Here is a 23530-nt window from a genome sequence, read left to right as displayed (position 1 = left end):
GTGTGCCTTTTAAAATTACTCATTTTGTCATGTCTCAAACTCTTTTCTATGAAAATTCTAAGAACTTAATGAACAAAAAGACCATTATCACCAGAAATTCCACCCCCCTTTCATATGCGGTACTATAAGTTTACAAGATTAATGAAAACGTTATCAATACATGAGTCAAGGGGGATGAAAGATGAAGATTAATTTTAAAAACCTAACAGTTCGCGTTATTATTGGTATTATCTTAGGAATCATGGTTGGGTTTATTTTCCCAGAATTCGGTGCACAGCTGAAAGTCTTGGCTGACATCTTTATTAAACTGATTAAAATGGTTATCGCACCCATTATTTTTTTAACAGTTGTAATTGGAATTGGCGGTATGGGTGATTTGAAGAAGGTTGGGCGTATTGGAGGTAAAGCACTTCTATATTTTGAAATCGTCACAACTTTTGCTTTAGCCATCGGCATCATCGTTGTTAATTTCGTAAAACCTGGTGAGGGCTTTAACATAAGCGGAGCACAGGGAGCTGATGTCTCACAATATACGAAGCAAGCAGCTGAAGCTGAGCATGGATTTATGGACTTTATAATGAGCATTATTCCAGACAGCGTCTTTGGAGCAATGGCTAACGGAGAACTTCTTCCAATTTTATTCTTTGCCGTATTATTTGGGCTTGCAACAGCAGCTCTCGGTGACAAAGCAGCTCCCGTTATTACGTTCTTTGAACGCGTAACCGATATTTTCTTTGGAATCGTTAATATGATTATGAAGATTTCTCCAATCGCTGCTTTTGGAGCAATGGCTTATACAATTGGTAACTTTGGAATCGGTTCACTCGTTTCACTTGGTAAATTAATGGGCTCTGTTTATATCACGATGTTTTTATTCATCATTTTTGTTTTAGGTGCAATTGCTAAATTTTATGGGTTTAGCATTCTAAAATTCATTGCGTTTATTAAAGAAGAAATTTTACTAGTGCTTGGTACATCATCATCTGAATCAGCTTTACCAAAAATGATGAATCGCATGGAACAATATGGGTGCTCTAAATCTGTTGTAGGCCTTGTTATCCCTACTGGTTATTCATTCAACCTTGATGGAACGTCTATTTACCTATCAATGGCAGCAATTTTTATTGCGCAGGCGTATGGCGTTGACTTAACAATTTGGCAAGAATTAACATTATTAGGTGTGTTAATGTTAACATCAAAAGGTGCCGCTGGCGTAACGGGTTCTGGTTTCATTACCCTAGCAGCAACATTAGCAGCCTTCCCAATGATTCCTGTTGAAGGCCTTGCATTATTAATTGGTGTGGATCGCTTTATGTCTGAAGCTCGTGCTATTACAAATTTAATTGGAAACGGTGTTGCAACCGTTGTTGTTTCAAAAATGGAAAATGAATTTCATCCGCCAGTTCCAACTCAAAGTCCAGATTCTTCACTACCAGTCGCAAAATAAAAATGAACCTTCCTCAGCTAATTGAGGAAGGTTTTTTTTTGAATGGAAAACATTAAATAATTAAAAATATCAAATAATTTGTTACAATAAAAATAGGTTTAAAAGATAACTAGTTTGGGTAGGGAGGAAAAAGCATGATTCAGACTATTACAGCACATTTAAAACAAGGCTTGCTTTCTTATCGACAAGCGATTTGGATTGCACGCTATCTTATTTTAGGTTTTATTGTATTTGGTACAGTAGAAAAAATTTCAATGTTTCAAAGCCATGAACTTAACGGTTTACAGCTCACGTTTGAACTCACTGCTGCTTTAATTTGTGCATTAGTTCCCTTTGCATACGGCATTGATTCGTCCAAGCAAGAATAAAGGCAACGTTTTCTGATGAAACGTTGCCCTTTTTTTATAATTAAGCTTTTATTTGCATTTTTTCGTGATACAACTTTCCAAGCTCTACATCATCTAAATGCCACACAACAGATTCACATTCTGGAAAGCTAGTAAGCAATGCATCTTCCAATTTTTCACGATCCCTTTCACTTAAAACATAGCGTTTCAATGTAAGCAATGACATTGTATGTTCCCCTCTCACAATTAATGTTAGCGCTTTCAATATTGATGTTTATACATATCTTACACGAATACTACCCTCTATGTACAATAAACAAATAGAATAATGCGAATAAGCAAATGGAATATCGGAAACACTCATAAAGAATAAGAGGGTCGCTTATGGTAGAACATCCTTGTTTAGACCATAGATTTTTGTCAAAAAAAGACGACAATCAATTATATAACAATGTTGATATATACATTCTGTTATAGTACAATTATCTTTACTCAATTCGATTTTATATGACTTTCTTATCTCCCCATATGCGCTGTGAACTACGAACCATTTTTAGAAACATCGCATAGCTTATAGCATGAACAGGTAATTAAAAATTTCTGAGGAGTTGATTTCCCCGTGGAAAAACATTTGAATCATATCCAGAAACAAAATGAAGAAGATACAATGAACTCATTAACGGCTGAAATGGTATTAGACCATGCGCTTCGGATGTTTCAAAAACAACAGCTTCAAAAAGAAATTGATCATGCCTTATTAAATCGCAACAAACAGGAATTTCTTAAACTATCGCAACAGCTACAAGCATACCTATAAGCAATAAAAAAGAAGCGAGGATGTCCTCGCTTCTTTTTATTTAGCAAATACATGATTTCCGATAACTGCTGTTACCTGCTTTGTTTCTAGCCACGAATTTGTTGCAATCTGCGGATTATAGAAAAACAGCGCAGGGTTTTGATGATCTGGATTTGCTAGCGCTTCTTCTACTGCACGTCTTGACTCATCAGAAGCAGGCTGATTAATTGTTCCATTGCCGACTGGAGAAAACTCGTAGCCGCCGTTAGCTAAAGGCTGATTAATCACCTCTGTAATGCTGTTAGGGAATTCTGGTGACGATACGCGGTTCATAACCACGGTTGCTACCGCTACTTTACCTTGGTACGGTTCACCTTTCGCTTCTGCTTCTACTAATCTTGCTAATAAATCTTTTTCTGCTTCCGCAACTCCTACATCTGTAGGCTGTGGTGCTGGTGCTGCTTCAGAAGCTCTTTCTCCTGTTACCACTAGCTGTTGCCCTACATTAATAAGATCACTTTGTAATCCGTTTAAGTCTTTCAAACGATCTACGCTTGTATTATATGTCTGTGAAATACTAAACAATGTCTCACCTTGTACTACCGTATGTACCGTCTCTTTTTCTGGAATTGTTAGGACTTCTCCAACATAAATCATATCGTTCGTACGATTATTTGCTTGTTTTAGTTCATCTACGGATACGCCTTCTTGTTGACTAAGCTTCCACAGCGTATCTCCTGTCGATACTTTATGAGATGCTGCTGATGCAGCCGTTCCTTGTACTGCAAAAAATGAAAGTGATGCAGCTGATGTAATGACCCACTTTGTCAATTTTCCTTTTTTCATAAAAATACCTCCCGAAAAAATAACCTGACATTATCTTAGCATAGAGAAAGCCAATTTCATTGAAAGAATGGGTAACATTTGTTCAGATTGGATTAAGTTTCTTACAAGAGAAATAATAATATTACAAACCATATAATTCCTTTAAAATTCGTAATAAAACTAACATTTTTATGACTGTTACTTGAATTTTATGGATTATTTTCACTTTTACCTTTCACTAACTGAATTTCATTCATTATTTTAGAAAAATAAGTAAACATCTACCAATCTCTAACTACATCTCAGGTCTTACCTATAGTTCATTCCTCGGGCCATTGATTAACTACCACAAAATGGATAAAATTAGTTATGTATCTTATTTCTTTATAAAATTGAAAGCAGGGTGAAGCATGAAAAGATTATTGTTTTTAGTTCTAATATTTATTGGTGCTGCTTTTCTTTTAACTAATCCATTTACCACATCTACATGGACATTGGGATTATCAAAAACCGAAGCAGTTCTAACAAATTCTATTGAAAGTATTAAGCTTGAAACTGCAAATGTGAATACAGTCGTTGAAGAGTACAATGGAAAAGAAGTAAAAGCGGATTTACAAGGCAAGGGAAAAGTAAATGTTCAGCGCAACGGAAAAACAATTACCGTTACGTATAAGAATAAGCCTTTTTCGTTCTTTTCATTTGGAAATAGTAGTAAACTAACAATTTATATTCCAAAAGAATACAGCAATCATTTAGAGTTAAACGTTGGTTCAGGAGATGTAGAATTTAACGAAACCTCTTTATCACTTGATAGTTTTTCGATTAAAGTACAATCTGGCTATACTGTTATTCAAGGAATCGATGCAGATAAATTAGACATCAATGTTTCCTCAGGAGATCTCATAGTCAACAAAGTGCGAACCAAAGAAGGCTCAATTGATGTACAGTCAGGAGATCTTGCGATTAAAAACTACGAAGGAAAATTGAATTCTCACGTATCTTCAGGAGATGCTTCTATTTCTATAAATAGAGTGGTTGACTCGATTAAAGCTCACGTTAGTTCTGGGGATATGACCGTTACGCTGCCACCTAAAGCTGATATTACGCTACAAGCTAAAGCGAGCGTAGGAGATATTCATAACCGGTTTAACTTTAAAACAATCAAAGAACAAGAAGGTAAAATTGAAGCTACAAATGGGAAAGGTACGCATCGAATGGACGTAGATGTCTCAAGCGGAGATTTTAATTTACGATAAAGCAATGCAGTTTTTCATCTCAAAGAAAAAGCATGGCTGTGAGAACATATTCATTGTGTTACAGACACTCGCTTTTTTAATTTGTTTTCGTAATCAACAAAATATCCGAACAATTGCAGGTAGCAATCGTTCGGATATCTAGTTTACTGAAATACTTTAGCTAGCGACCACAACAGTTTAACCTCTTCTTCAAATATGTTAGTTCAGTAACCTCTACTATGTGAAAATTGAAGTTTGAAGTTAACATAGCTTCACAATTAAATATTCACAATATAAACAGCAACGGCAATCGCAGAACCTACTAGCAGCGCTACATAAATAAATGATAAGTTCCGAATTCGTTTCTTTCCAGTCTTTTTATACTGTTTGTCATCGTTATTTGCAATCCATATCGTTCCGACTAGCGAAATAATTCCCACAAACATAATAAGAAAAATTGAAATAGTCATCCTCTCTCCCCCTGTTCATATCCCCTTTTCTTCTATTATATTATAAATTCTTCTAAAAAAAGAAAATCACTCTGGTTTTGAGTGATTTTCTTCTTTATTCATACCTTAATGCTTCAATTGGATCGAGCTTGGCTGCTTTGTTTGCTGGAAGCATTCCAAAGATCACGCCGATTGTCATAGAGAACAATAGTCCAATGACAATAATTTGCCATGAAATTAACGGTGGCCATCCTGCAAACATAGAAACGATAGAAGCACCGCCTGCTCCAAGTAAAATACCAACGACACCACCAATTAACGTTAACGTCATTGATTCAATCAAGAACTGTGTTAAGATCTGCCTTTTGGTTGCACCTAGAGCTTTACGAATACCAATTTCTCTTGTTCGTTCTGTAACCGATACAAGCATGATATTCATAACGCCAATGCCACCAACTAATAATGAGATTCCCGCAATTGAACCAATAATGGTTGTCATAATGGTTGTGACTTGACCAATACCATCTGCAATAGCTTCCATGTTCATAACCGTGTAGGAATCTTCTGTTCCATACGTTTCATTTAATAGATTTGCTGCGCTCTCTCCAACGGCTTGTAGTTCATCCGGATTAGAAGCTTGAAGGCTTACAGACGTATAGTCTACTTTTCCAAAGCTTGATTTATACGTGTTGCTTGGCATATACACTTCCATCATGCCAAAGGACCCTAATATACCGGTTGGCTTTTCTAAGATTCCTACAACTTCAATTGGCTGATTTTTCACCCAAATGATTTCACCAATACCACTGCTATCTTTAAACATTTCCTTATTTAACTCATCACTGATAAGGGCAACTCGGTTACCGGACAAGAAATCACCATCGGTTAGGCTTTGTCCCTGTGCAACTTTTACGTCATTTACGTCCAAATACGACTGGTTAATAGCATATACCGTTGTATCTAGCGTATCTTCTTTATAACGGACCGACATCATTTCCTGCAGAGATGCCACAACGTTTTCAACACCTGGTAACTTGCCTAGATTATCAATATCTTGTGACGTAAAAAACGCCTGCTCCCAAATGTTTGGATTTGTTTGGATTTCTTCCTCTGAAGGTTCATACATTAGCTCAACCGTATTGCTATCGCCTGTAATTTGCGATTTAAGCATCTGTTCTCCACCTTGCCCAATTGCCACTACAATAATAACTGCCGCAACTCCGATAATAATACCGAGCATCGTCAAGATGGAGCGTAATTTATGAGCAACAACCGACGCCAAAGCCATGCGAATATTTTCCATCATGCTCATAGTTCAAGACTCTCCTTACCGTTGTACGCAACGATATTTCCATCACGAACTAATATTGTTCTTGAAGCATATTCAGCCACTTCTGGCTCATGAGTAATCACCACTACGGTTGTTCCTTCTTTGTTTAAAGCAGCAAATTCCTCCATAATCGATACGCTTGTTTTCGTATCAAGCGCTCCGGTCGGCTCATCCGCTAAAATGAGGCTAGGCTTATTAACAATAGCACGAGCAATGGCAACACGCTGCTTTTGCCCACCGGATAACTCATTTGGTAAATGGTTGATTCTTTCACCTAACCCTACCTTTAACAGCGCAGCTTCAGCACGCTCTCGTCGCTCTTTTCGAGATATGCCCGTATAGACCATCGGCAGCTCTACATTTTCCACAGCTTTTAACCGTGGCAACAGCTGGAATTGCTGAAACACAAATCCAAGCTGTTCATTTCGAACCTTAGCTAGCTGATCATCGCTGTACGTTGAAATCTCAAGTTCATTCAAAAAGTAAGCACCTGAAGTTGGTCGGTCTAAACAACCAATAATGTTCATTAAGGTTGATTTACCAGAACCTGAGGGGCCCATAATAGCAACAAATTCACCGTCTCTAATCTCTAAATCGATTCCTTTTAAGATAGGCACTTCTTCTTTACCAAGATAATAGCTTTTAGAGATATTTTCTAGTTTAATCATCTTACTGTCACTTCCACACCATCTGCGAGTTCATTAGATGGATTTGAGATGATTTGATCTTTACTTGTAACGCCTTTAACAATTTCAATTGATTTGTTTGTTGTTTGGCCAACCTTCACTTCTCGTTTAACTGCTTTTCCACCTTTTACGATATACACGTATTTCTCATCACCTTCATTAACAATCGCTTTTGATGGAACAGCTTTTGCTTTTTTACTTTCAGTTTCAATTTCTAATAAAAGCTTAAAGCCTGGGCGAATACTTTTAATCTCTTCATCCGTTACTTTCACTTGTACTGGATATTGATTCGCTCCGTCTCCACCACTTGCTGCATCGGACTGCTGTGGCAAAAAATCAATTTGCTGGACAGACCCTTCCCACTCTTTGTCCGGCACTACGTCAGATGTAATTTTCACTGGCTGACCTACTTCAATGTTAAGAGCATCATATTCTGATAAAACGCCCGTTGCCAAATATTGATCCGTATTACCAATATGTATAAGCGGCTTTTGAACTTCAGTTGTATTATGAGCAGCTTCTTTATCTACAGACAGCACTGTGCCAGCTAATTCACTCTTTTCAATAAGGTTATTTTCTTTCTTTGTTAACGACTTGCGCTCTAGCTTATTTCGTTCAGCTTCAATTTTTGCTGTTTCAAGGTCTAAATTAAGCTGCGTTCGCTCATCTTCGATTTGTACTTTCGCTTCTTCTTTTGGAAGTTCTTTTTCAAGTTGTTTTTGCTTATCTTTTAATTTAGCAATCTGCTTATTTAGTGAGCTAACTTGTAGATCATTTGATTTTTCGCCAAGTTTATTTTGTTCTTTTTCAAGCTCTAAATCATCATTTGTATACGTGACAAGCGGTGTACCAACCTGCACCCTTGTACCTTCTGTGACTTTAATATCTTCGATCTCACCATTTTCTGGCTGATAATACACATACTGCTCATCGGCAAGCTTAAGGGTACCTGGGATCATTACCGTACTGCGCAACGTCATATCTTTTAATGACGTCACGCTAACTTGTACGTCTTCACTTTTCTGTGCTTTAAACACATTTACGCCAATTAGTACTACGATTAAGAGAGAAACAACTGTGATGATGATACCTTTTTTCATTATGCCATAACACTTCCTATAATTTGTGAAATAACAGACAGTACAAAGAAGACACTAGCAATAATAATTGCCGCTTTTTTAGATAAACCGCCTACTTTTTGTAAACCCATTGCTGTTAAAATTAGCGACCAAATTGAGAAAATTTCAATGCTTGCCAATACGCCACCAACAGCTCCTTCAGCTCCAACTAAACCGTTTAAAGACGTTATGTTTGTTCCTGTTCCAGCTACAACTGCAATGACTGTATTTAGTAATAATCCAAGCATTGTAATGAACGTAATGAATGCTGTTAAACTAAACATATGCTTATACTTTGCTGTTCCTTTTCCGATTTTCACAATAAGTAAAAGAATTCCTGCACCAATTAACATCGCAATAGGCGTGACAATTAACGCTCCAATTCCAGCTCCAATCATACTAAACAATTTCATAGAATCATCTGGCTCAAGCCCAAGTTCTTGTAAAGAAGCCAAGTTTTCTGGCGTAATGGTACTAAGTGCGAATGCCGCGGCACTTAGTAAGATAACGAGAATGAGTGAAGCCACAATCGCCGGACGCTGCTTCATTTTGTCAAACTCAGCGCCTGGGCTAAAAATAAACTTAAATACGGACGGCTTTGGACCCTGCTCCTGCTCGGTCGTCGCAATTTCTGGATTCATATAATAGCTCCTTTTTTGAATAAATTTTTATTTGTTTACCTTCACAAGCACTATTGGTAAGTTATAAACAAATAAGTAACATTTTAACATAAAAATGTTATAAAGTTTACTAATTTACTATATTTTTACTTTTATAGTTTTATACTCAACAAAAAAGATGCTGTTTATCAAGATAAACAGCACCTTTTCTTCCTTATTATATAGTTTTTGCCTTTCTTCCCACATCGCTTCCAAACTCAACGCCAATTTCTCCTAACCATTTTCGGTATGCAATGCTCACGCGATCAGGGTTAAGGTGCAGCTCTGCTTGTAAGTCTAACGGAAGCTCTTCCGGCTTTTGACTTTCAACAATGTCTGTATCTTGTTCGATGATAAGCTGCTGAAATTCTTGAAAGTATTCATCAGGCTTATCGAGCTCATAGTTTCGTGATACAAGTGCAAAGACGGTTGATTTTAGCTGTTCTTGGGGCAATACTGCAAATAGCATGGAGAAGATTTCGTTGGTTTGATAATTTACTTTTTTCAACCTCGCAACTGTCGGACGAAGAATTTCAAACGTATAGTAAATCGTTGACCAGTTTCCTGTACCATCCGCATCGGCATATACTTCAATCTCATCTGAGATATAATGGTTATCACGCCAGTGCACCTTGTAATCGGGGATTTCCGTATAGTCTGGGTGTCCTAAGCTTCCCTCATGAACAAACGCAAGGTGGCTCACGTCCAAAAAATTTTCGACCACACGAGGTGCAGCTGCGTTCATCGTGTGAGAATATGCATGGACAGTCTTAAAAGATGAGTGGTCATATTCCTCATAATAAGGAAAAGGCTCAGCAGCATCCGACCCTTGTTCACTGAGTCGAACCCAAACCATGCCGTATTCTTCTCTGCACTGATACACAATAGCTTTTGCTTTGAGTGGAATCGCTCTATTCGGTGGCTGCTGTGGAATTTTTGTACACTGTCCATCCACATTATATTCCCATCCATGATAAGGACAAACAATACAATTATCTTTTACCTTACCAAGCGATAAAGCAGCACCTCGATGAATGCAAAGATCTTTAAAGGCTTTAATTGTTCCTCTTACCCGAAAAAGCACTACTCTCTCTTCTAATACCTTCACAGCAAGTGGATCTGTACCTATATCTTGACTGTACGCAACTGGCAACCACTCTTTTGCTAATACAGCATCTTTAAACATCTGCTTCCCCTCCAGTTTGTAGACGAAAATGATAATTTAAAGATTAGCATCTCCAGCACCATTCGTCTGTTAGTTGGTAAGGTTAGCTGACAGATAATTTACAATTAGCTCCACGGCTGATTGAGACTTAAGAATTTGGCTAAACTATTGCTGTTTGCGCGCACACTTTTTCGAATTTTTGCTCGCTCAGGTGCTGTTTGATATAAATACTTTTCTTCATCCGTTTCTGGGATTACGCTCGGCACTTCACAAGGCTTGCCATCTTCTCCAAGCGCAACAAACGTAATAAAGGACGTAGCGGCAATTTTTCGCTCTCCTGATTTTAAGTTTTCTTTTATAATTTTCACAAAGATCTCCATTGATGATCGTCCTGTCCAAGAGACATATGATTCAAAGCACACCGAATCCTGTGGAGTAATCGGATGTAAGAAATGCACAGAATCTGTTGATGCCGTTACGCATTCTGCTCGGCTATGACGAGAAGCAGAAATTGAAGCAATCATATCAATATCGCTCATGAGCTTACCACCAAATAATGTTTGATGATTATTTGTATCATTTGGAAACACGCGACTCGTTCTAACTGCTTTTGATTCTCTACAATATTTTGCTTTCATCTTCCATTCCTCCAACTATATACGTAAAAACTTTTATTGAGACCATCATACTAGCACATCTTCATAAAAATAACTTTAAAATTTGCTCAAAACACAAACAAAATTTACAGTAAGCGCTTTATAAAATCAAAAAAGAGAGAAGATTATCTCTTCTCTCTTTCTAGGCTTACATCTTTAGTTAATGTCACCCGCAGCGAATGCTTTTTCAACTGTATCGCTATACTTATCTTTTGGCTTAACTTCCCATTTTCCGTCTTTTTCAACCATTTCAATTTCTAATGGATAATTACTTTCTTTAAGCTCTGCTCCACCTAAAATATCTTTGAATTTTGAAATTGCATAAGCTTCTTGTTTTTTCGTATCATATTCTTTTGTTTCTTGATAATAAGCGCGTTTATAATCAGAAACTGTATTGTATAAGTTATATACGCCGATACTTGAATATTTCACTTCAACAACTGCTTTTCCATTCACATTTTCAACCGTTTTAGCTTCAAACGTCGCTTTTGAATTTAGTTCGTCTTTATATATTTTGTATAAATTAGACGCACCTTCTTCTGTTAAATCATTTGAAAACACTTTATTAATTGACTCACGGAATGCTTTATTAGCAGACTTTTCAACTTCTTCCTTATCCGCTACTACATATTTATCGAAGTCTTCATTTTCTTTCCCTAAGAACAACACGTCAATATAGGCTGCTAATGCTTTTTCAGGTGTTTCTAAGTTTTTTAAGCTTTTTTCATACTTTGCTGTGTCTAATTTTAGCTTTACTTCTTCAATCTTATTTTCATAGTCTTGACTAATTGGCTGAACACCAATTTCATATTCTTTATCTTTTTCTACGTTAAAAAGATACGTCAGCTTTTTCGATTTATCAGACGTAATTTTCCCGGATCGCATTGACGTTTCAATTTCATCGCTGTATACGTCTGTATTAGGTTCTAATTGTTCGTCACCATCATAAAGACTAACATCATTGCTAGACAACGAAATGGCATCTTTGGACGTATTCTTCACTTCTAACTCTACCGCAAGTAAAGCTTCATCTCCGCTTACGCCACCGTCTTGCTCCGATACTAATATGTACTGTGCATCAGCAATTTTTGCTTCAAATGACTTATTTGCACTTGCTCCTTCTTCACTTGACCCGCACGCTGCTAAGCCTAGTGAGAGAGCTCCAACTAAGAGTAAACCTGCTGCTTTTTTCACGTAATCCTCTCCGTTTCTCTTTATGTTTTCATGAACTCCATCATCGACTAATTCATAATTGCTATACCCACAATCATTTATTTCGAATTACTTTTTTACAATTATTTGATAAAGTTCATTACTTAATTCTCCTTTACCATCATAAGGAAATCCTGAAACATCTTCAATCTTCCATAAGTCATTAAATCACCAGAGTATTTTTGTAAGTATTTCGACTCACTTCGTCCCACTAATTCATTCGATTTTTTAATTAGTTAACAATATACTCTTCCCTTTACAAAACCTACCATGATAATATTTACCATGTACATTCCTTTTTTTTTCAGATTCCACTTTTACTTTTTATTATCAAGATAAACCCATATAGTTCAAATGAACCAAACGCCCCTTTTTAGGAATTTAGATTTATTTATATTTCATTTTTTTACAATTAATCCACCATTAGTTTATTTCTTTTACGAAGAGGGAATGTTAAGAAAATACGATGTTTGGAGGAGGAGAGATTGTGTCAGATGTAAAAGTTTTGTTTTTTGATGATGATGGGGTTATTCCCAATCACCCTTCCCTTCCTGTTTTACTCTATGAACATGCACTAATTGATCGTAAGGATAAGATCGAGACTATTTTCCATAATCACAATTGGAAGAATAGCTGGGTTAATGGTATTTATGATTTCCACCACTATCACAGTAACGCCCATGAAGTTCTTGGCATCATCAAGGGCTGTGCTCGCTTGCAGTTAGGTGGTCCAAAAGGTGAAAATATTGTTGTGCATGCCGGTGATGTTATTGTGTTACCAGCCGGTACAGGTCACAAGCGTCTTCAATCAACTGCTGATTTCCAAGTAGTTGGCGCTTATCCGGGCGGAATCAGCTATAATTTAAAAACTGGAAATTCAGCTGAATATGCAGAGGCTGTTGAGCAAATAGAAGACGTGCCTCTTCCTAAAACAGATCCCGTCTACGGAGAGGATGGGCCTTTACTTTCTCTATGGTCTAAAGAGTAAAAGGACATTCTTATTAGATGCCTTCCCTTTATTAGAAAATGCCCTGGTTATTACTAAGAATCGATATGAAAACGAGCTCTTACTAAACGTTTAGTAGGAGCTCGTTTTCATTTATTCCTATTATCCAGTCTTTTATTATATAAGATTACAATGAACGGTTTAGAATATCACGTACACTTTCATCGTTCATTTCTTTGTAGGTACCGACCCCTGGTTTGATGAACGTCTTTTCTACCATGGCATCAAAGTCCTTGTCATCAATCTTATAATCAGCCAGCCTGCTTGGTGCTCCTAATGAATTCCAAAACTCTCGCAGCGCTTTTGCACCTTCTTTCGCTACTTCCATATCGTCTTTCCCTTCAGCAGAAATACCAAATACATTGACAGCTAACTTCTTGACACGCGAAGGATCCTCTTCAAGAACATGCTCTAGCCAGTTAGGAAATAGAATAGCAAGTCCTCCTCCATGCGGAATATCATAGATAGCTGAAATTGCATGCTCGATACGATGAGTTGCCCAATCTCCTCCGTCTGTTCCACTTGCCAGTAGTCCATTAAAAGCCGTCGTACTAAGATACATCATCGTTTCCCTATGCTGAAAGGAATGCAAGTCTTCAATTAATTTTGGACCTGTTGCAACCGCTGTGCGCAATAACGATTCGATAAATCCATCAATCATCGGTGTATTCTCCGTACGATGAAAATAATACTCAAGAGCATGTGACATGCTATCAACGATTCCATAAACGGTTTGGTCAAGAGGAACAGAGAAAGTATACGTTGGGTCTAAGATTGAAAATACAGGAAACACATGAGGGGAACTCCAGCCTAACTTATCTTTTGTCTCCCAATTAGTAATAACTGATACATTATTCATTTCAGATCCAGTTGCCGCTAATGTCAGCACTGTACCAAACGGCAAGGCGGCTTCAATAGGAGCAATACCTTTAATAAGATCCCAAGCATCTCCATCATGCTTAGCACCTGCTGAAATAGCTTTTGTACAGTCGATTACACTACCTCCCCCTACAGCTAAAATAAAGTCAATGTTTTCGTTTTTACAAATCTCTACTCCCTTACGAACGGTGCTTAAACGGGGATTGGGCTCAACACCCGCTAACTCAAATACAGTAGCTTTCAGCTGTTTAAGTTGATTCATCACATCATTATAAACGCCATTGCGCTTTATGCTGCCACCGCCATATACGAGCAGTATATTTATGTGTTTATTCAAACTATTTGATAGTTGCTTTATTTGCCCTTGTCCAAAGTATAGTTTTGTAGGATTATATTGCAAAAATGTCTTCAAAATGAGCACCTCTTAGAATGGTTTTGAAGATAGTATAGCACGTCATTTACATTAATAAATACGATACTTTTCTATGCTATTCATCATTTTTTTTGATGTTATCTTTTAAAGACGTAATAAGCTGGCTTAAAGGCGGAGTTAACCACTTTTTATTTTGATAAACAATCTGAGTATAAATGCGAATCTCTTCATGGTCGAATGGAATCTGAGTGACTTTGCCGGATTCAATCTCTTTTCTTGCTGCAATTTCAGGTAAAATTGCTATTCCTAAATCATCAGCTACACACTGTTTAATAGCTTCAAGGCTGCTGAACGAAATAACCGACTTAACTTGAATAGTTTCGTTCATTAAAAGCTGTTCCAATAATACTCGATAAGGACATCCTTCCTCAGTTAAGATCAGCGTCTCACCTTCAAGCTCTTGCAAGTTCATTTCCTTAAGCTGCTGAAGTCGGTGATTCTTTGGAGCAATCATCACTAGCGTTTCTTCACGAATTGGAATTGTGGTCAATTCCGGGTGATCAATATACCGGTCGAGCACAACAGCCAGATCAAACGCACCCTCAAGCACTCCTTCTTTTAACTTTGGACAGAGCCCTGATTCCAATAAAATTTTCAAGTCAGGATGCCGAGTTTTCAGCTCTTTAATATATGGCGTTATAAAGTATGCTGCCAGTGATTCAACTGTACCTATTCGTAAAGTACCTCGCAAATTATGCTCGTTTGAAATTCGCTCTTCTGCTTCATCCATGAGGAGTAAAATCTGATTTACGTAATAATAGAGCTCTTCACCTGACTGAGTAAGACGCATTTTTCGCCCAACTCTCTCAAACAATTTAACCTGAAAATGATCTTCAAGCTTTTTAATTTGGGTCGTCACACTAGACTGTGCATATCCCAATTGTTCACCTGTTTTTGTATAGCTCCCCCACTTTACAACCTCTTTAAATGTATAGAAATAATTTAAGTCCATTAACATCACCTATCATATTTGACAATAATTCTTATCAGTCATTATAGATAACTCCAATAGGTATATCAATGATATGCCTCCTGCTAAATGAGTATTTATAGAAAATTCATCATGAATCAACTTAAGAAATTATGTTAATTTAACAAGAATATTTTCAAAAAACAGAGACCGGTAAATAAGTACATAAAAAAAGGCTTTAACCATTAGAACTCAATGATTATAGCCTTTTATGTTCATTATGCTTTTTCTATGCGAGCACTCCATGCTGTTAATAGTACTGCCCCAATAACCATTACTCCACCAATCCACGGTGTATGAATGATGCCAATCGAATCTACAATAATCCCACCAACAAATGCGCCAATAGCAATTCCGATGTTAAAAGCAGCAATATTAAGCGCTGATGCAACATTAACAGCTGACGGAACATATTTTTCAGCTAAGTTTACTACTAAAATTTGCAGACCTGGAACATTCATGAAAGCAAACAGTCCCATTAAGAAAATTGTAATTAGACCAACTGCCTTAAACGGTGCCGTAAAGCTTAGTACAATTAAGACAATAGCTTGGAAAATAAACATCCAAAACAATGCTTTAAGCGGTGATTTATTTGCTGCTTTTCCACCTACAGTATTACCAATTGCCACCGCAACACCATAGACTAGTAAGATAATACTTACCCATTTGGCACTAAAGCCTGTTACGTTTTCTAAAAGAGGTGTTAAATAAGTAAACGCAACGAACGTACCTCCGTACCCTAATGCGGTAATAGCAAATGCTAATAAAAGCGGACCATTCTTTAAAATTTTCACTTGTTCTTTAAACGACGCAGGCGGTGCTTCTTTTAAGTTATTTGGAATTAAAATGGCGCTTGCAATGATTCCAATTACTCCAAGTAAAGCCACTGCCCCAAAGGTTGCTCTCCAACCAAATGTTTGACCGATAAACGTACCAAGCGGAACACCTGTTACGGTTGCAACGGTTAACCCTGTAAACATAAACGCAATTGCGCTTGCTCTTTTATGCTGTGGCACAAGATCAGCTGCAATAGTTGAACCAATTGAAAAGAATATCCCGTGTGAAAATGCCGTAATGAAACGAGCAATAAGCAATAGTGAGAAGCTTGTAGACATTGCTGCTGCTGCGTTTCCAACAATAAATACAACCATGAGTGCCATCAACAATGTTTTTCGGTTCACTTTACTTGTTAAAGCTGTTAAGACGGGGGCACCAATGGATACACCAATTGCATAACCAGAAATTAATAATCCCGCTAGCGTAATTGAAATAGATAAATCATTCGATATACTAGATAATAAACCAACTGGAACAAACTCAGTTGTCCCGATACCAAATGCACTAATAGCCAGTGCTAATAATGCAAAGGTTCCACCTTTCTCATTTATTTTTGTATGTGAAAGTGAATTCATCTTTTTTCCTCCTTCATGATTTGATAACTCTTTATATTGATCTCAGTACAGGCGCCTTTCTAGTTCCTGAGTCAAACTTTTAACTAACTAGCACCGACCGGCTAGCTCTGTTAGTCATTATGCAAGATACAAATCCATAAAAAAAGTACGCACTTTCAAGTACGATAGGCACCAAAAAGTACCTAATGGACTATTTTAGGCGTAAAGCGGTACAATAACAGTAACTTAATTCAAATCCATGCAAGGTTGACACTTGCATGTGGCATGAGAAAATAAATAAAAGTGTTAGATAAGGGGGCTTTTATCAATGAAAATGTACAATATTCCAGTGGAAGCTTCTCTCGAAGTAATTGGTGGTAAGTGGAAAGTAGTGATTTTATGTCACTTGATAAAAGGAAAGAAAAGAACCGGAGAGTTAAAGCGCTTGATGCCAGGAATCACTCAAAAAATGTTAACCCAGCAGCTTCGTGAGCTTGAAGAGGATGGCATTATTTTACGTGAAGTCTATAACCAAGTTCCTCCGAAAGTTGAGTATTCTTTAACGGAATACGGCTGGTCTCTTAAAGGAATTTTAGATGCTCTTTGTGCATGGGGCGAGCATCATATTGAAAAAACATATCCAAATAAAGAAGATGTGCTTGTACAGGTTGACTAACTTGTCAGCACATCGTGAAAGTGAAGTGGCTATAAATGAGCGGACAAAATCGAAGTGATATTTCTCCTGGAACGAAGGTATCGATCGTTCTGAAAGCAGATCAACGAACTGGAAAATTAACGGAGGGAATTGTGAAAGATTTGTTAACCAAGTCTTCTTTTCACCCTCACGGCATCAAAGTTCGACTAACAGATGGACAGGTAGGGCGTGTAAAAGAGATCCATTCTGTCTAAAATCTGTCGAAACATCAGCTGATTTGTAAATAAAAGTAAGAATTTGTATCTATTTTTATTCATCTTCTTGTAATCAAATCTCAATGTACGATTCATACAGTGTCAATATTCCAATTTTATACTGAAACGTGAAAACAGTTTGAGTTGGGAGATGAAGAGATGAATAAGAAAGTATTAGCAGGCGTTGGGATTTCATTTGCTTTATTACTAAGCCCTTTACAGCAAGCATCAGCTGCAAAACATGACGTAGACAACGTAGCGCATCGTGGTGCATCTGGATATGCTCCAGAAAATACGATTGCTGCATTTGATAAAGCGTTTGAAATGAAATCAGATTATATTGAGATTGATGTACAGCAAAGTAAAGATGGGGAGCTTGTAGTCATTCACGATTTAACCGTAGACCGTACGACAAACGGTACAGGCTCCGTTAAAGATTTAACGTTAGAAGAACTGCAATCGTTAGATGCTGGAAGCTGGAAAGGAACTGAATTTGCTGGAGAGCCCATTCCAACATTTGAAGAAATTTTGGATCGATACCGCGGAAAAATTGGGATTCTAATTGAACTAAAGTCGCCCGAACTTTATCCAGGTATTGAAGCAAAAATTGCTGATGAGTTAAAAGAAAGCAATATGGACAAGCCAAATAATGAGAAGATTATTGTTCAGTCATTTAATTTCGACTCGATGAAAAAGATGGACCAGCTGCTTCCAAGCGTTCCAATTGGCGTCTTAACAGGATCTAAAGCAGACATAACAGTGGAAAAGCTCCAGCAGTTTGCAACATATGCTGATTATTTTAATCCCCATTATGGGCTCGTTACAAGCGAGTTAGTGACAAATGTACATAATAATGGAATGAAGATTTCCTCTTGGACCGTGCGCAATCAGCAAACCGCTGATTTTCTTTTATCGATGAACGTAGACGCCATTATTACTGATTTCCCTGATTATGTTCAAAAATAACCAAAAGCGAAGTGGAATTTTTTCTCCACTTCGCTTTTGGTTATTAGTCTAAAAACTTTGTTTTATTTCCAGAAGAGATGAACTGCGTGCGACGATTATTTGTACTGATTATATAAACTGCTACAAAGAAGACACCTACAACAATAATTGATCCGATATTAAGTAACCCTTTTTCAGCATACCAAACGATTGCATACCCAACTGCTCCTGATAATAGTGCATAGTACATAAACGGCAGCAATGTTTTTCGAATAACGGCTCCTTCTTTTCCAACCAACCCTACAACGGCCGAAGCTGCCACCACATTATGAACACAAATCATATTTCCAGCCGCTCCGCCCACCGCTTGCAAAGCAACAATCCAAGTTGGATTTACGCCAATTTGTGTACCAACATCGTATTGAAACAATGAAAACATCATATTGCTTACGGTGTTGCTGCCAGCAATGAATGCACCTAACCCTCCAATAAAAGTGGAAAGCAACGGCCAATACTCGCCTGCTAAAGCAGCTGCACCATTCGCTAATTCAATTGGCATTTTATCGAATCCCGCTGCTCCTCCTCCTGAATTAATAAAAACCTGCACCATTGGCACCGTAAAAATTAACGCTGTAGACGCAGCAACAGTTGTTTTAGCAGACTGCTTCCATGCTGCTTTGTACGCGCTTTTATTCATATGATGAAGAAAATAAGTGATTAAAGATACAAAGATAAAAATTGTTCCGGGAAGATACAGTGGCTGAAAACTTGCACTTACTTCAGAACCAAATATATTCGGAAACGAAACGGTCCACGACTGTAGCCACCCCAAAATAGGAAGCGCTTTCAATCTTGATAATACTAAGAATGCCCCAACTAATACGTAAGGGAGCCACGCACGCAACATGCTCATTTGTCCACTATGATACGCAACATCCTTTATTTCTAAACTACCTACCCACTCCGAATTCCACTTACTTTTTTCTTCAAAGTCCCATGCTTCTTCTTTATCCGGCATTAAAAATCCTCTTTTAGCAGCAAAAACAACAACAGCAAGTCCGACTAACCCGCCAATCATGGATGGAAACTCAGGACCTAGTAGATTTGCAACCAGTACATATGGAATGGTCATCGCAAACGCTGCAAAGAGCGCAAACTTCCAAACACGGATTCCTTCCGTAAACGATTTATTCTTCCCAAAGAACTTTGTCATGAGTGCCACAACAAACAGTGGAATAAATGTCCCCGCAATCATGTGTAAAATTGCTACCTGTCCACCGATTTCAGTTACTAGTGCTAGAAAATTATCCGTAATGCTTGCATCTGCTGATAATCCTGTTTGAACGCCGACTAGCATTGGTGTTCCTACTGCACCGAATGAAACCGGCGTACTTTGAATAACCATCCCTGCAATAACCGCTGCCATGGCAGGAAAGCCTAGGCCTACTAAAAGCGGTACCGCAACGGCAGCTGGAGTACCAAATCCAGAAGCGCCTTCAATAAATGAACCAAATAACCAGGCAATAATAATCACTTGAATGCGACGATCCGGCGATATATCTGTAAAGCCTTGACGGATCGTTTTAATACCACCGCTTTCCTGTAAAGTATTCAGTAATAAAATTGCACCAAAAATAATATATAAAAGCGTCCCTGCGACGACCAAACCATTTATAGAAGCTGCAGCAATTGTTACACCAGGTACCTTCCATACAAACAAGGCTAACCCTACAGCCACCACGTAAGAAATTGGCATCGCTTTGCTAGCAGGCCACCTCAGGCCTACTAAAAAAATACCAACGGCTAAAATCGGTAAAAGTGATAGAAGCGCTAACATTCCAGTACTCATGCTTTTCTTCCCCCTTTTCAACAAGTGTTAAAAACAGTTTATTTTATGTGAGAGAACATTCTTTTCAGTCAAGCTATTACCTTTTTTCATAAATAAAAACCTGCTCGAAATCCGATTACGTCGCAATTCGAACAGGTCATTTTTTGTTATGATTGAAATACTAAGCAGCCTGAACCTGTTTTATTCGTGTAGACACGCAAGTTTATCGCAGATACCAAGCTGTTTCAAATCATTCTTTCTTGTTAATTCACGCTGACTTTTACTTTGCTAAAAGCATTGTTCAGTGAACCAATTTCATCGATATGACAATCAATAGTGCTTCCTGCGCCCACTAATTCGGCCCCTACCGGACTACCCGTTAAAATAACGTCTCCTGGTTTGAGCGTCATCACATTAGAGAGATAAGCAACCATTTTTTCAACTGAGACGATGATAAGATCCATCCCGCTATTTTGCTTTTCTACTCCATCCAGCGTCGCTTTCACACGGATATTTGTAAGATCAAGCTCCGTTTCAATATAAGGACCAAGCGGCGTGAATGTATCAAACGATTTTCCTACCGTCCAATGGCCGTCCGGATGAATAAATTGCGGTGCCGTTACGTCATTTCCAATCGTATAGCCAAAGATATGCTCACGAACATTCGAAGCTGAAAGATTTTTTGCTTCTTTTCCGATAACAACCGCAAGCTCAGATTCAAATTTCACTTCTTCAATTCCTTCCGGAATGATAATATCTTCACCTGGCCCAATAACAGATGAAGTTGGTTTAAAGAAAAATACCGGAATGTCAGGAAGCTTTTCAGGCAGCTCGCTCACAGCCTTCACGTAATTAGCCCCAATACCAATAATCTGATTTGGCTGTATTGGTGCTAACAGTTTTACATCTTCTCGTATAAACGTGCGCCCCGTGTATTCCCATTCCGTAAATACATTACCTGTTATTTCACGAATGCTTTCTTTTTCTACTACTCCTTGGCGTATCGCACCTTCTAATTCAAAACGCGCAAATTTCATACGTAACCTCGCTCCTTGCTTCGCTTATTTTTGTTGGATTGCTTGCTTTGCTTTTGCTTCAATACGGCGCGCATGCAAGATTGGCTCAGTGTATCCGTTTGGTTGGTCATATCCTTTAAAAACAAGGTCGCACGCTGCTTGGAATGCAACTGACTTTTCATAATGAGGTGCCATTGGTTTATAGTTAGCGTCACCCACATTCTGGCTATCTACGACTTTCGCCATTCGTTGTAGCGTCGCAAGAACTTGCTCTTTTGTACAAATTCCGTGATGTAACCAGTTTGCTACGTGCTGACTTGAAATACGAAGCGTTGCTCTGTCTTCCATTAAGCCTACATCGTTAATATCGGGAACCTTTGAGCATCCAATTCCTTGATCTATCCAGCGTACTACATAGCCCAGTATACCTTGTGCGTTGTTATCTAATTCTTGCTGTATCTCTTCTTTTGTCCAGTTAGCTTCTTCAGCAAGCGGCACCTGTAAAATATCATCTCGCAAATTAGTAGAATCGTTCATCAGTTGGTTTTGAACGTCTACAACCGAGACTTCATGATAGTGAAGAGCATGTAGCGTAGCTGCGGTTGGTGATGGAACCCATGCCGTATTTGCTCCCGCTTTTAAGTGACCCACTTTTTGTTTCAACATCTCAGCCATTAGATCTGGCATTGCCCACATGCCTTTTCCAATTTGCGCTTTTCCTTGAAATCCGCTTGCTAATCCTGTTAGTACATTTGATTTTTCATAGCCTGCTAGCCAAGCGGATGATTTCATATCATTTTTTCGAATCATGACGCCTGCTTCCATAGACGTATGCATTTCATCTCCGGTGCGGTCTAAGAATCCTGTGTTAATAAACGCAACGCGATTTTTGACTTTTTCAATACACGCTTTTAAGTTCAGTGACGTTCTGCGCTCTTCATCCATCACTCCAATTTTAAGGGTATAGCGAGGCAGTTCGATTAAATCTTCTACGCGATTAAACAGCTTATTAGCAAATGCTACTTCTTCAGAGCCATGCATTTTCGGCTTTACAATATACACAGAGCCCTGTTGGGAATTTTGATACTTACCGTTTCCAAGCAGCGTATGCTTTGCTATTAAACTTGTAATCACGCTATCTAGGATACCTTCTTGAATTTCATCACCATTGGCGTCTAAAATGGCGCTGTTGCTCATCAAATGACCTACGTTGCGTACAAACATCAAAGAGCGTCCAGAAAGCGTCACGGTATTTCCGCTTGTCGTTTCATACTGGCGATCGCTATTTAGCGTACGAGTCACTGTTTTTGTACCTTTTTTAAACGTCGCTGTTAAATCACCTTTCATTAAGCCTAACCAGTTTCGATACACTTCCACTTTGTCTTCAGCATCTACTGCAGCTACCGAATCTTCACAGTCCATAATGGTTGTAACAGCTGATTCAAGCAGCACATCTTTTACACCTGCATCATCGCTTTTCCCAATCGCATCTTGACGATCAATTTGAATTTCAAAATGGAGACCATTATTTTTAAACAGCAGCGCACTTGGGTTTGAACCTTCACCTTGATAACCAATCCACTTGCTCGGCTCTTTAAGCTCCGTTATTGTTCCGTCCTCCAACGTAGCTTCCACCTTATTCGTCACAACGTACTGCACAACGTTCTCATGCTTTCCTTCTTTTAATGGAATTGTATGATTTAAAAAGGATTTTGCAAATGCAATGACCTTTTCACCTCGAATTGGATTATACTGACCTTGAACTCCTGCTCCATTCTCTGAGCTGATTGCATCCGTTCCGTAAAGCGCATCATATAGGCTGCCCCAGCGAGCATTCGCCGCGTTAATTGCGTAGCGAGCATTGTTAACTGGTACAACAAGCTGAGGCCCAGCTTGAAGCGCAATTTCATCGTCTACGTTAGCTGTTGAAATTTGAAAATCAGCTACGTCTGCTTCTAAATAGCCAATGCTCGTAAGAAATGCTTTGTACGCATTAAAGTCAAAGGAATCACGATTTTCACGATGCCATCGATTTAATTTGGCTTGCAGTTCATCACGTTTAGCAAGCAGTGCTTTATTTTCTGGCGTCAGCTCATCAACAAGTTGTTCAAATCCTTTCCAAAATGCCTCCTCTTGTAATCCAGTCTCGGGCAGAGCTTCTTCATTAATAAATTTGTACAAAACAGGTGCTACTTGAAGTTTTCCAATTTGTTTATAAGCTACCATTT

At 38.2% G+C, this 23530-nt stretch carries 24 protein-coding genes; 8 read left to right on the top strand and 16 right to left on the bottom strand.

Features of this window, described 5'->3' with window-relative positions:
- The first annotated feature begins 181 nt into the window (after nucleotides 1-181).
- Both NIZ91_04565 and NIZ91_04560 read left to right on the top strand, forming a co-directional pair.
- On the top strand, nucleotides 182-1447 hold the full coding sequence (locus tag NIZ91_04565) for a dicarboxylate/amino acid:cation symporter (protein ID USY55933.1): 1266 nt from the start codon (nucleotides 182-184) through the stop codon (nucleotides 1445-1447).
- A gap of 134 nt (nucleotides 1448-1581) precedes the next feature.
- The gene (locus NIZ91_04560; GenBank protein ID USY55932.1) at nucleotides 1582-1815 is read left to right on the top strand and encodes a hypothetical protein; all 234 of its coding nucleotides are present in this window, start codon (nucleotides 1582-1584) and stop codon (nucleotides 1813-1815) included.
- 40 nt (nucleotides 1816-1855) lie between these two features.
- On the opposite strand, the gene NIZ91_04555 is transcribed toward NIZ91_04560, so the two are convergent.
- Complete coding sequence (locus NIZ91_04555; GenBank protein ID USY55931.1) at nucleotides 1856-2020, bottom strand: hypothetical protein; 165 nt, start codon at nucleotides 2018-2020, stop codon at nucleotides 1856-1858.
- 393 nt (nucleotides 2021-2413) lie between these two features.
- Here NIZ91_04555 and NIZ91_04550 point away from each other — a divergent pair, with 393 nt between their 5' ends.
- Nucleotides 2414-2611: an IDEAL domain-containing protein gene (locus tag NIZ91_04550; GenBank protein ID USY55930.1), complete on the top strand. Its 198-nt coding sequence runs from the start codon at nucleotides 2414-2416 to the stop codon at nucleotides 2609-2611.
- Between the two features lie 36 nt (nucleotides 2612-2647).
- Here the strand turns inward: NIZ91_04550 and NIZ91_04545 are convergent, their stop codons facing one another.
- Nucleotides 2648-3436: a LysM peptidoglycan-binding domain-containing protein gene (locus tag NIZ91_04545; protein USY55929.1), complete on the bottom strand. Its 789-nt coding sequence runs from the start codon at nucleotides 3434-3436 to the stop codon at nucleotides 2648-2650.
- A 389-nt stretch (nucleotides 3437-3825) separates the two neighbouring features.
- Here NIZ91_04545 and NIZ91_04540 point away from each other — a divergent pair, with 389 nt between their 5' ends.
- Nucleotides 3826-4671, top strand: coding sequence for a DUF4097 domain-containing protein (locus tag NIZ91_04540; protein USY55928.1), 846 nt, complete (start codon nucleotides 3826-3828; stop codon nucleotides 4669-4671).
- A gap of 257 nt (nucleotides 4672-4928) precedes the next feature.
- Here NIZ91_04540 and NIZ91_04535 read toward each other — a convergent pair whose 3' ends face one another.
- The 8 genes from NIZ91_04535 to NIZ91_04500 form a co-directional block, all read right to left on the bottom strand.
- On the bottom strand, nucleotides 4929-5120 hold the full coding sequence (locus tag NIZ91_04535; protein USY55927.1) for a hypothetical protein: 192 nt from the start codon (nucleotides 5118-5120) through the stop codon (nucleotides 4929-4931).
- 94 nt (nucleotides 5121-5214) lie between these two features.
- Nucleotides 5215-6411: an ABC transporter permease gene (locus NIZ91_04530; protein ID USY55926.1), complete on the bottom strand. Its 1197-nt coding sequence runs from the start codon at nucleotides 6409-6411 to the stop codon at nucleotides 5215-5217.
- Nucleotides 6408-7097 (bottom strand): ABC transporter ATP-binding protein, encoded by a 690-nt coding sequence (locus tag NIZ91_04525; GenBank protein USY55925.1) that lies wholly within the window; start codon nucleotides 7095-7097, stop codon nucleotides 6408-6410. Before NIZ91_04525 ends, NIZ91_04530 begins: the two co-directional genes overlap by 4 nt.
- Nucleotides 7094-8215, bottom strand: coding sequence for an efflux RND transporter periplasmic adaptor subunit (locus NIZ91_04520; protein USY55924.1), 1122 nt, complete (start codon nucleotides 8213-8215; stop codon nucleotides 7094-7096). The genes NIZ91_04525 and NIZ91_04520 overlap by 4 nt, the downstream gene beginning before the upstream one ends.
- Nucleotides 8215-8874: a YIP1 family protein gene (locus NIZ91_04515; GenBank protein USY55923.1), complete on the bottom strand. Its 660-nt coding sequence runs from the start codon at nucleotides 8872-8874 to the stop codon at nucleotides 8215-8217. Before NIZ91_04515 ends, NIZ91_04520 begins: the two co-directional genes overlap by 1 nt.
- A gap of 196 nt (nucleotides 8875-9070) precedes the next feature.
- A complete protein-coding gene (locus NIZ91_04510) occupies nucleotides 9071-10078 on the bottom strand; it encodes an aromatic ring-hydroxylating dioxygenase subunit alpha (protein ID USY55922.1) in 1008 nt (335 codons plus the stop codon).
- A 104-nt stretch (nucleotides 10079-10182) separates the two neighbouring features.
- A complete protein-coding gene (locus tag NIZ91_04505) occupies nucleotides 10183-10695 on the bottom strand; it encodes an acyl-CoA thioesterase (GenBank protein ID USY55921.1) in 513 nt (170 codons plus the stop codon).
- Nucleotides 10696-10869: 174 nt separating this feature from the next.
- On the bottom strand, nucleotides 10870-11907 hold the full coding sequence (locus NIZ91_04500; protein ID USY55920.1) for a DUF4352 domain-containing protein: 1038 nt from the start codon (nucleotides 11905-11907) through the stop codon (nucleotides 10870-10872).
- Nucleotides 11908-12391: 484 nt separating this feature from the next.
- Here NIZ91_04500 and NIZ91_04495 point away from each other — a divergent pair, with 484 nt between their 5' ends.
- Nucleotides 12392-12913 carry a cupin domain-containing protein gene (locus NIZ91_04495; GenBank protein ID USY55919.1) on the top strand — a complete coding sequence of 174 codons (522 nt, stop codon included), beginning with the start codon at nucleotides 12392-12394 and terminating at the stop codon, nucleotides 12911-12913.
- 145 nt (nucleotides 12914-13058) lie between these two features.
- On the opposite strand, the gene NIZ91_04490 is transcribed toward NIZ91_04495, so the two are convergent.
- The 3 genes from NIZ91_04490 to NIZ91_04480 form a co-directional block, all read right to left on the bottom strand.
- Nucleotides 13059-14222 (bottom strand): iron-containing alcohol dehydrogenase, encoded by a 1164-nt coding sequence (locus tag NIZ91_04490; protein USY55918.1) that lies wholly within the window; start codon nucleotides 14220-14222, stop codon nucleotides 13059-13061.
- Nucleotides 14223-14298: 76 nt separating this feature from the next.
- Nucleotides 14299-15195 (bottom strand): LysR family transcriptional regulator, encoded by an 897-nt coding sequence (locus NIZ91_04485; GenBank protein ID USY55917.1) that lies wholly within the window; start codon nucleotides 15193-15195, stop codon nucleotides 14299-14301.
- Nucleotides 15196-15431: 236 nt separating this feature from the next.
- Nucleotides 15432-16625 (bottom strand): MFS transporter, encoded by a 1194-nt coding sequence (locus tag NIZ91_04480; GenBank protein ID USY55916.1) that lies wholly within the window; start codon nucleotides 16623-16625, stop codon nucleotides 15432-15434.
- Nucleotides 16626-16932: 307 nt separating this feature from the next.
- Here NIZ91_04480 and NIZ91_04475 point away from each other — a divergent pair, with 307 nt between their 5' ends.
- The 3 genes from NIZ91_04475 (at nucleotide 16933) to NIZ91_04465 (ending at nucleotide 18479) form a co-directional block, all read left to right on the top strand.
- The gene (locus NIZ91_04475; GenBank protein USY55915.1) at nucleotides 16933-17280 is read left to right on the top strand and encodes a helix-turn-helix transcriptional regulator; all 348 of its coding nucleotides are present in this window, start codon (nucleotides 16933-16935) and stop codon (nucleotides 17278-17280) included.
- A gap of 35 nt (nucleotides 17281-17315) precedes the next feature.
- On the top strand, nucleotides 17316-17513 hold the full coding sequence (locus NIZ91_04470; protein ID USY55914.1) for a YwbE family protein: 198 nt from the start codon (nucleotides 17316-17318) through the stop codon (nucleotides 17511-17513).
- 159 nt (nucleotides 17514-17672) lie between these two features.
- A complete protein-coding gene (locus tag NIZ91_04465) occupies nucleotides 17673-18479 on the top strand; it encodes a glycerophosphodiester phosphodiesterase (protein USY55913.1) in 807 nt (268 codons plus the stop codon).
- 43 nt (nucleotides 18480-18522) lie between these two features.
- Here the strand turns inward: NIZ91_04465 and NIZ91_04460 are convergent, their stop codons facing one another.
- The 3 genes from NIZ91_04460 to NIZ91_04450 all read right to left on the bottom strand — a co-directional run bounded on the left by NIZ91_04460 (nucleotide 18523) and on the right by NIZ91_04450 (nucleotide 23528).
- Nucleotides 18523-20307 carry an L-lactate permease gene (locus NIZ91_04460; protein USY55912.1) on the bottom strand — a complete coding sequence of 595 codons (1785 nt, stop codon included), beginning with the start codon at nucleotides 20305-20307 and terminating at the stop codon, nucleotides 18523-18525.
- A gap of 242 nt (nucleotides 20308-20549) precedes the next feature.
- On the bottom strand, nucleotides 20550-21323 hold the full coding sequence (locus NIZ91_04455; GenBank protein ID USY55911.1) for a fumarylacetoacetate hydrolase family protein: 774 nt from the start codon (nucleotides 21321-21323) through the stop codon (nucleotides 20550-20552).
- A 24-nt stretch (nucleotides 21324-21347) separates the two neighbouring features.
- A complete protein-coding gene (locus NIZ91_04450; GenBank protein ID USY55910.1) occupies nucleotides 21348-23528 on the bottom strand; it encodes a malate synthase G in 2181 nt (726 codons plus the stop codon).
- Nucleotides 23529-23530 lie beyond the last annotated feature (2 nt).

The sequence above is a fragment of the Bacillus sp. 1780r2a1 genome (genome assembly GCA_024134725.1).
Taxonomy (GTDB): Bacteria; Bacillota; Bacilli; order Bacillales; family Bacillaceae_H; genus Priestia; species Priestia aryabhattai_A.
Note: the sequence above shows the minus strand (reverse complement) of the source record. Positions and strands in the feature narration are given on the sequence as shown.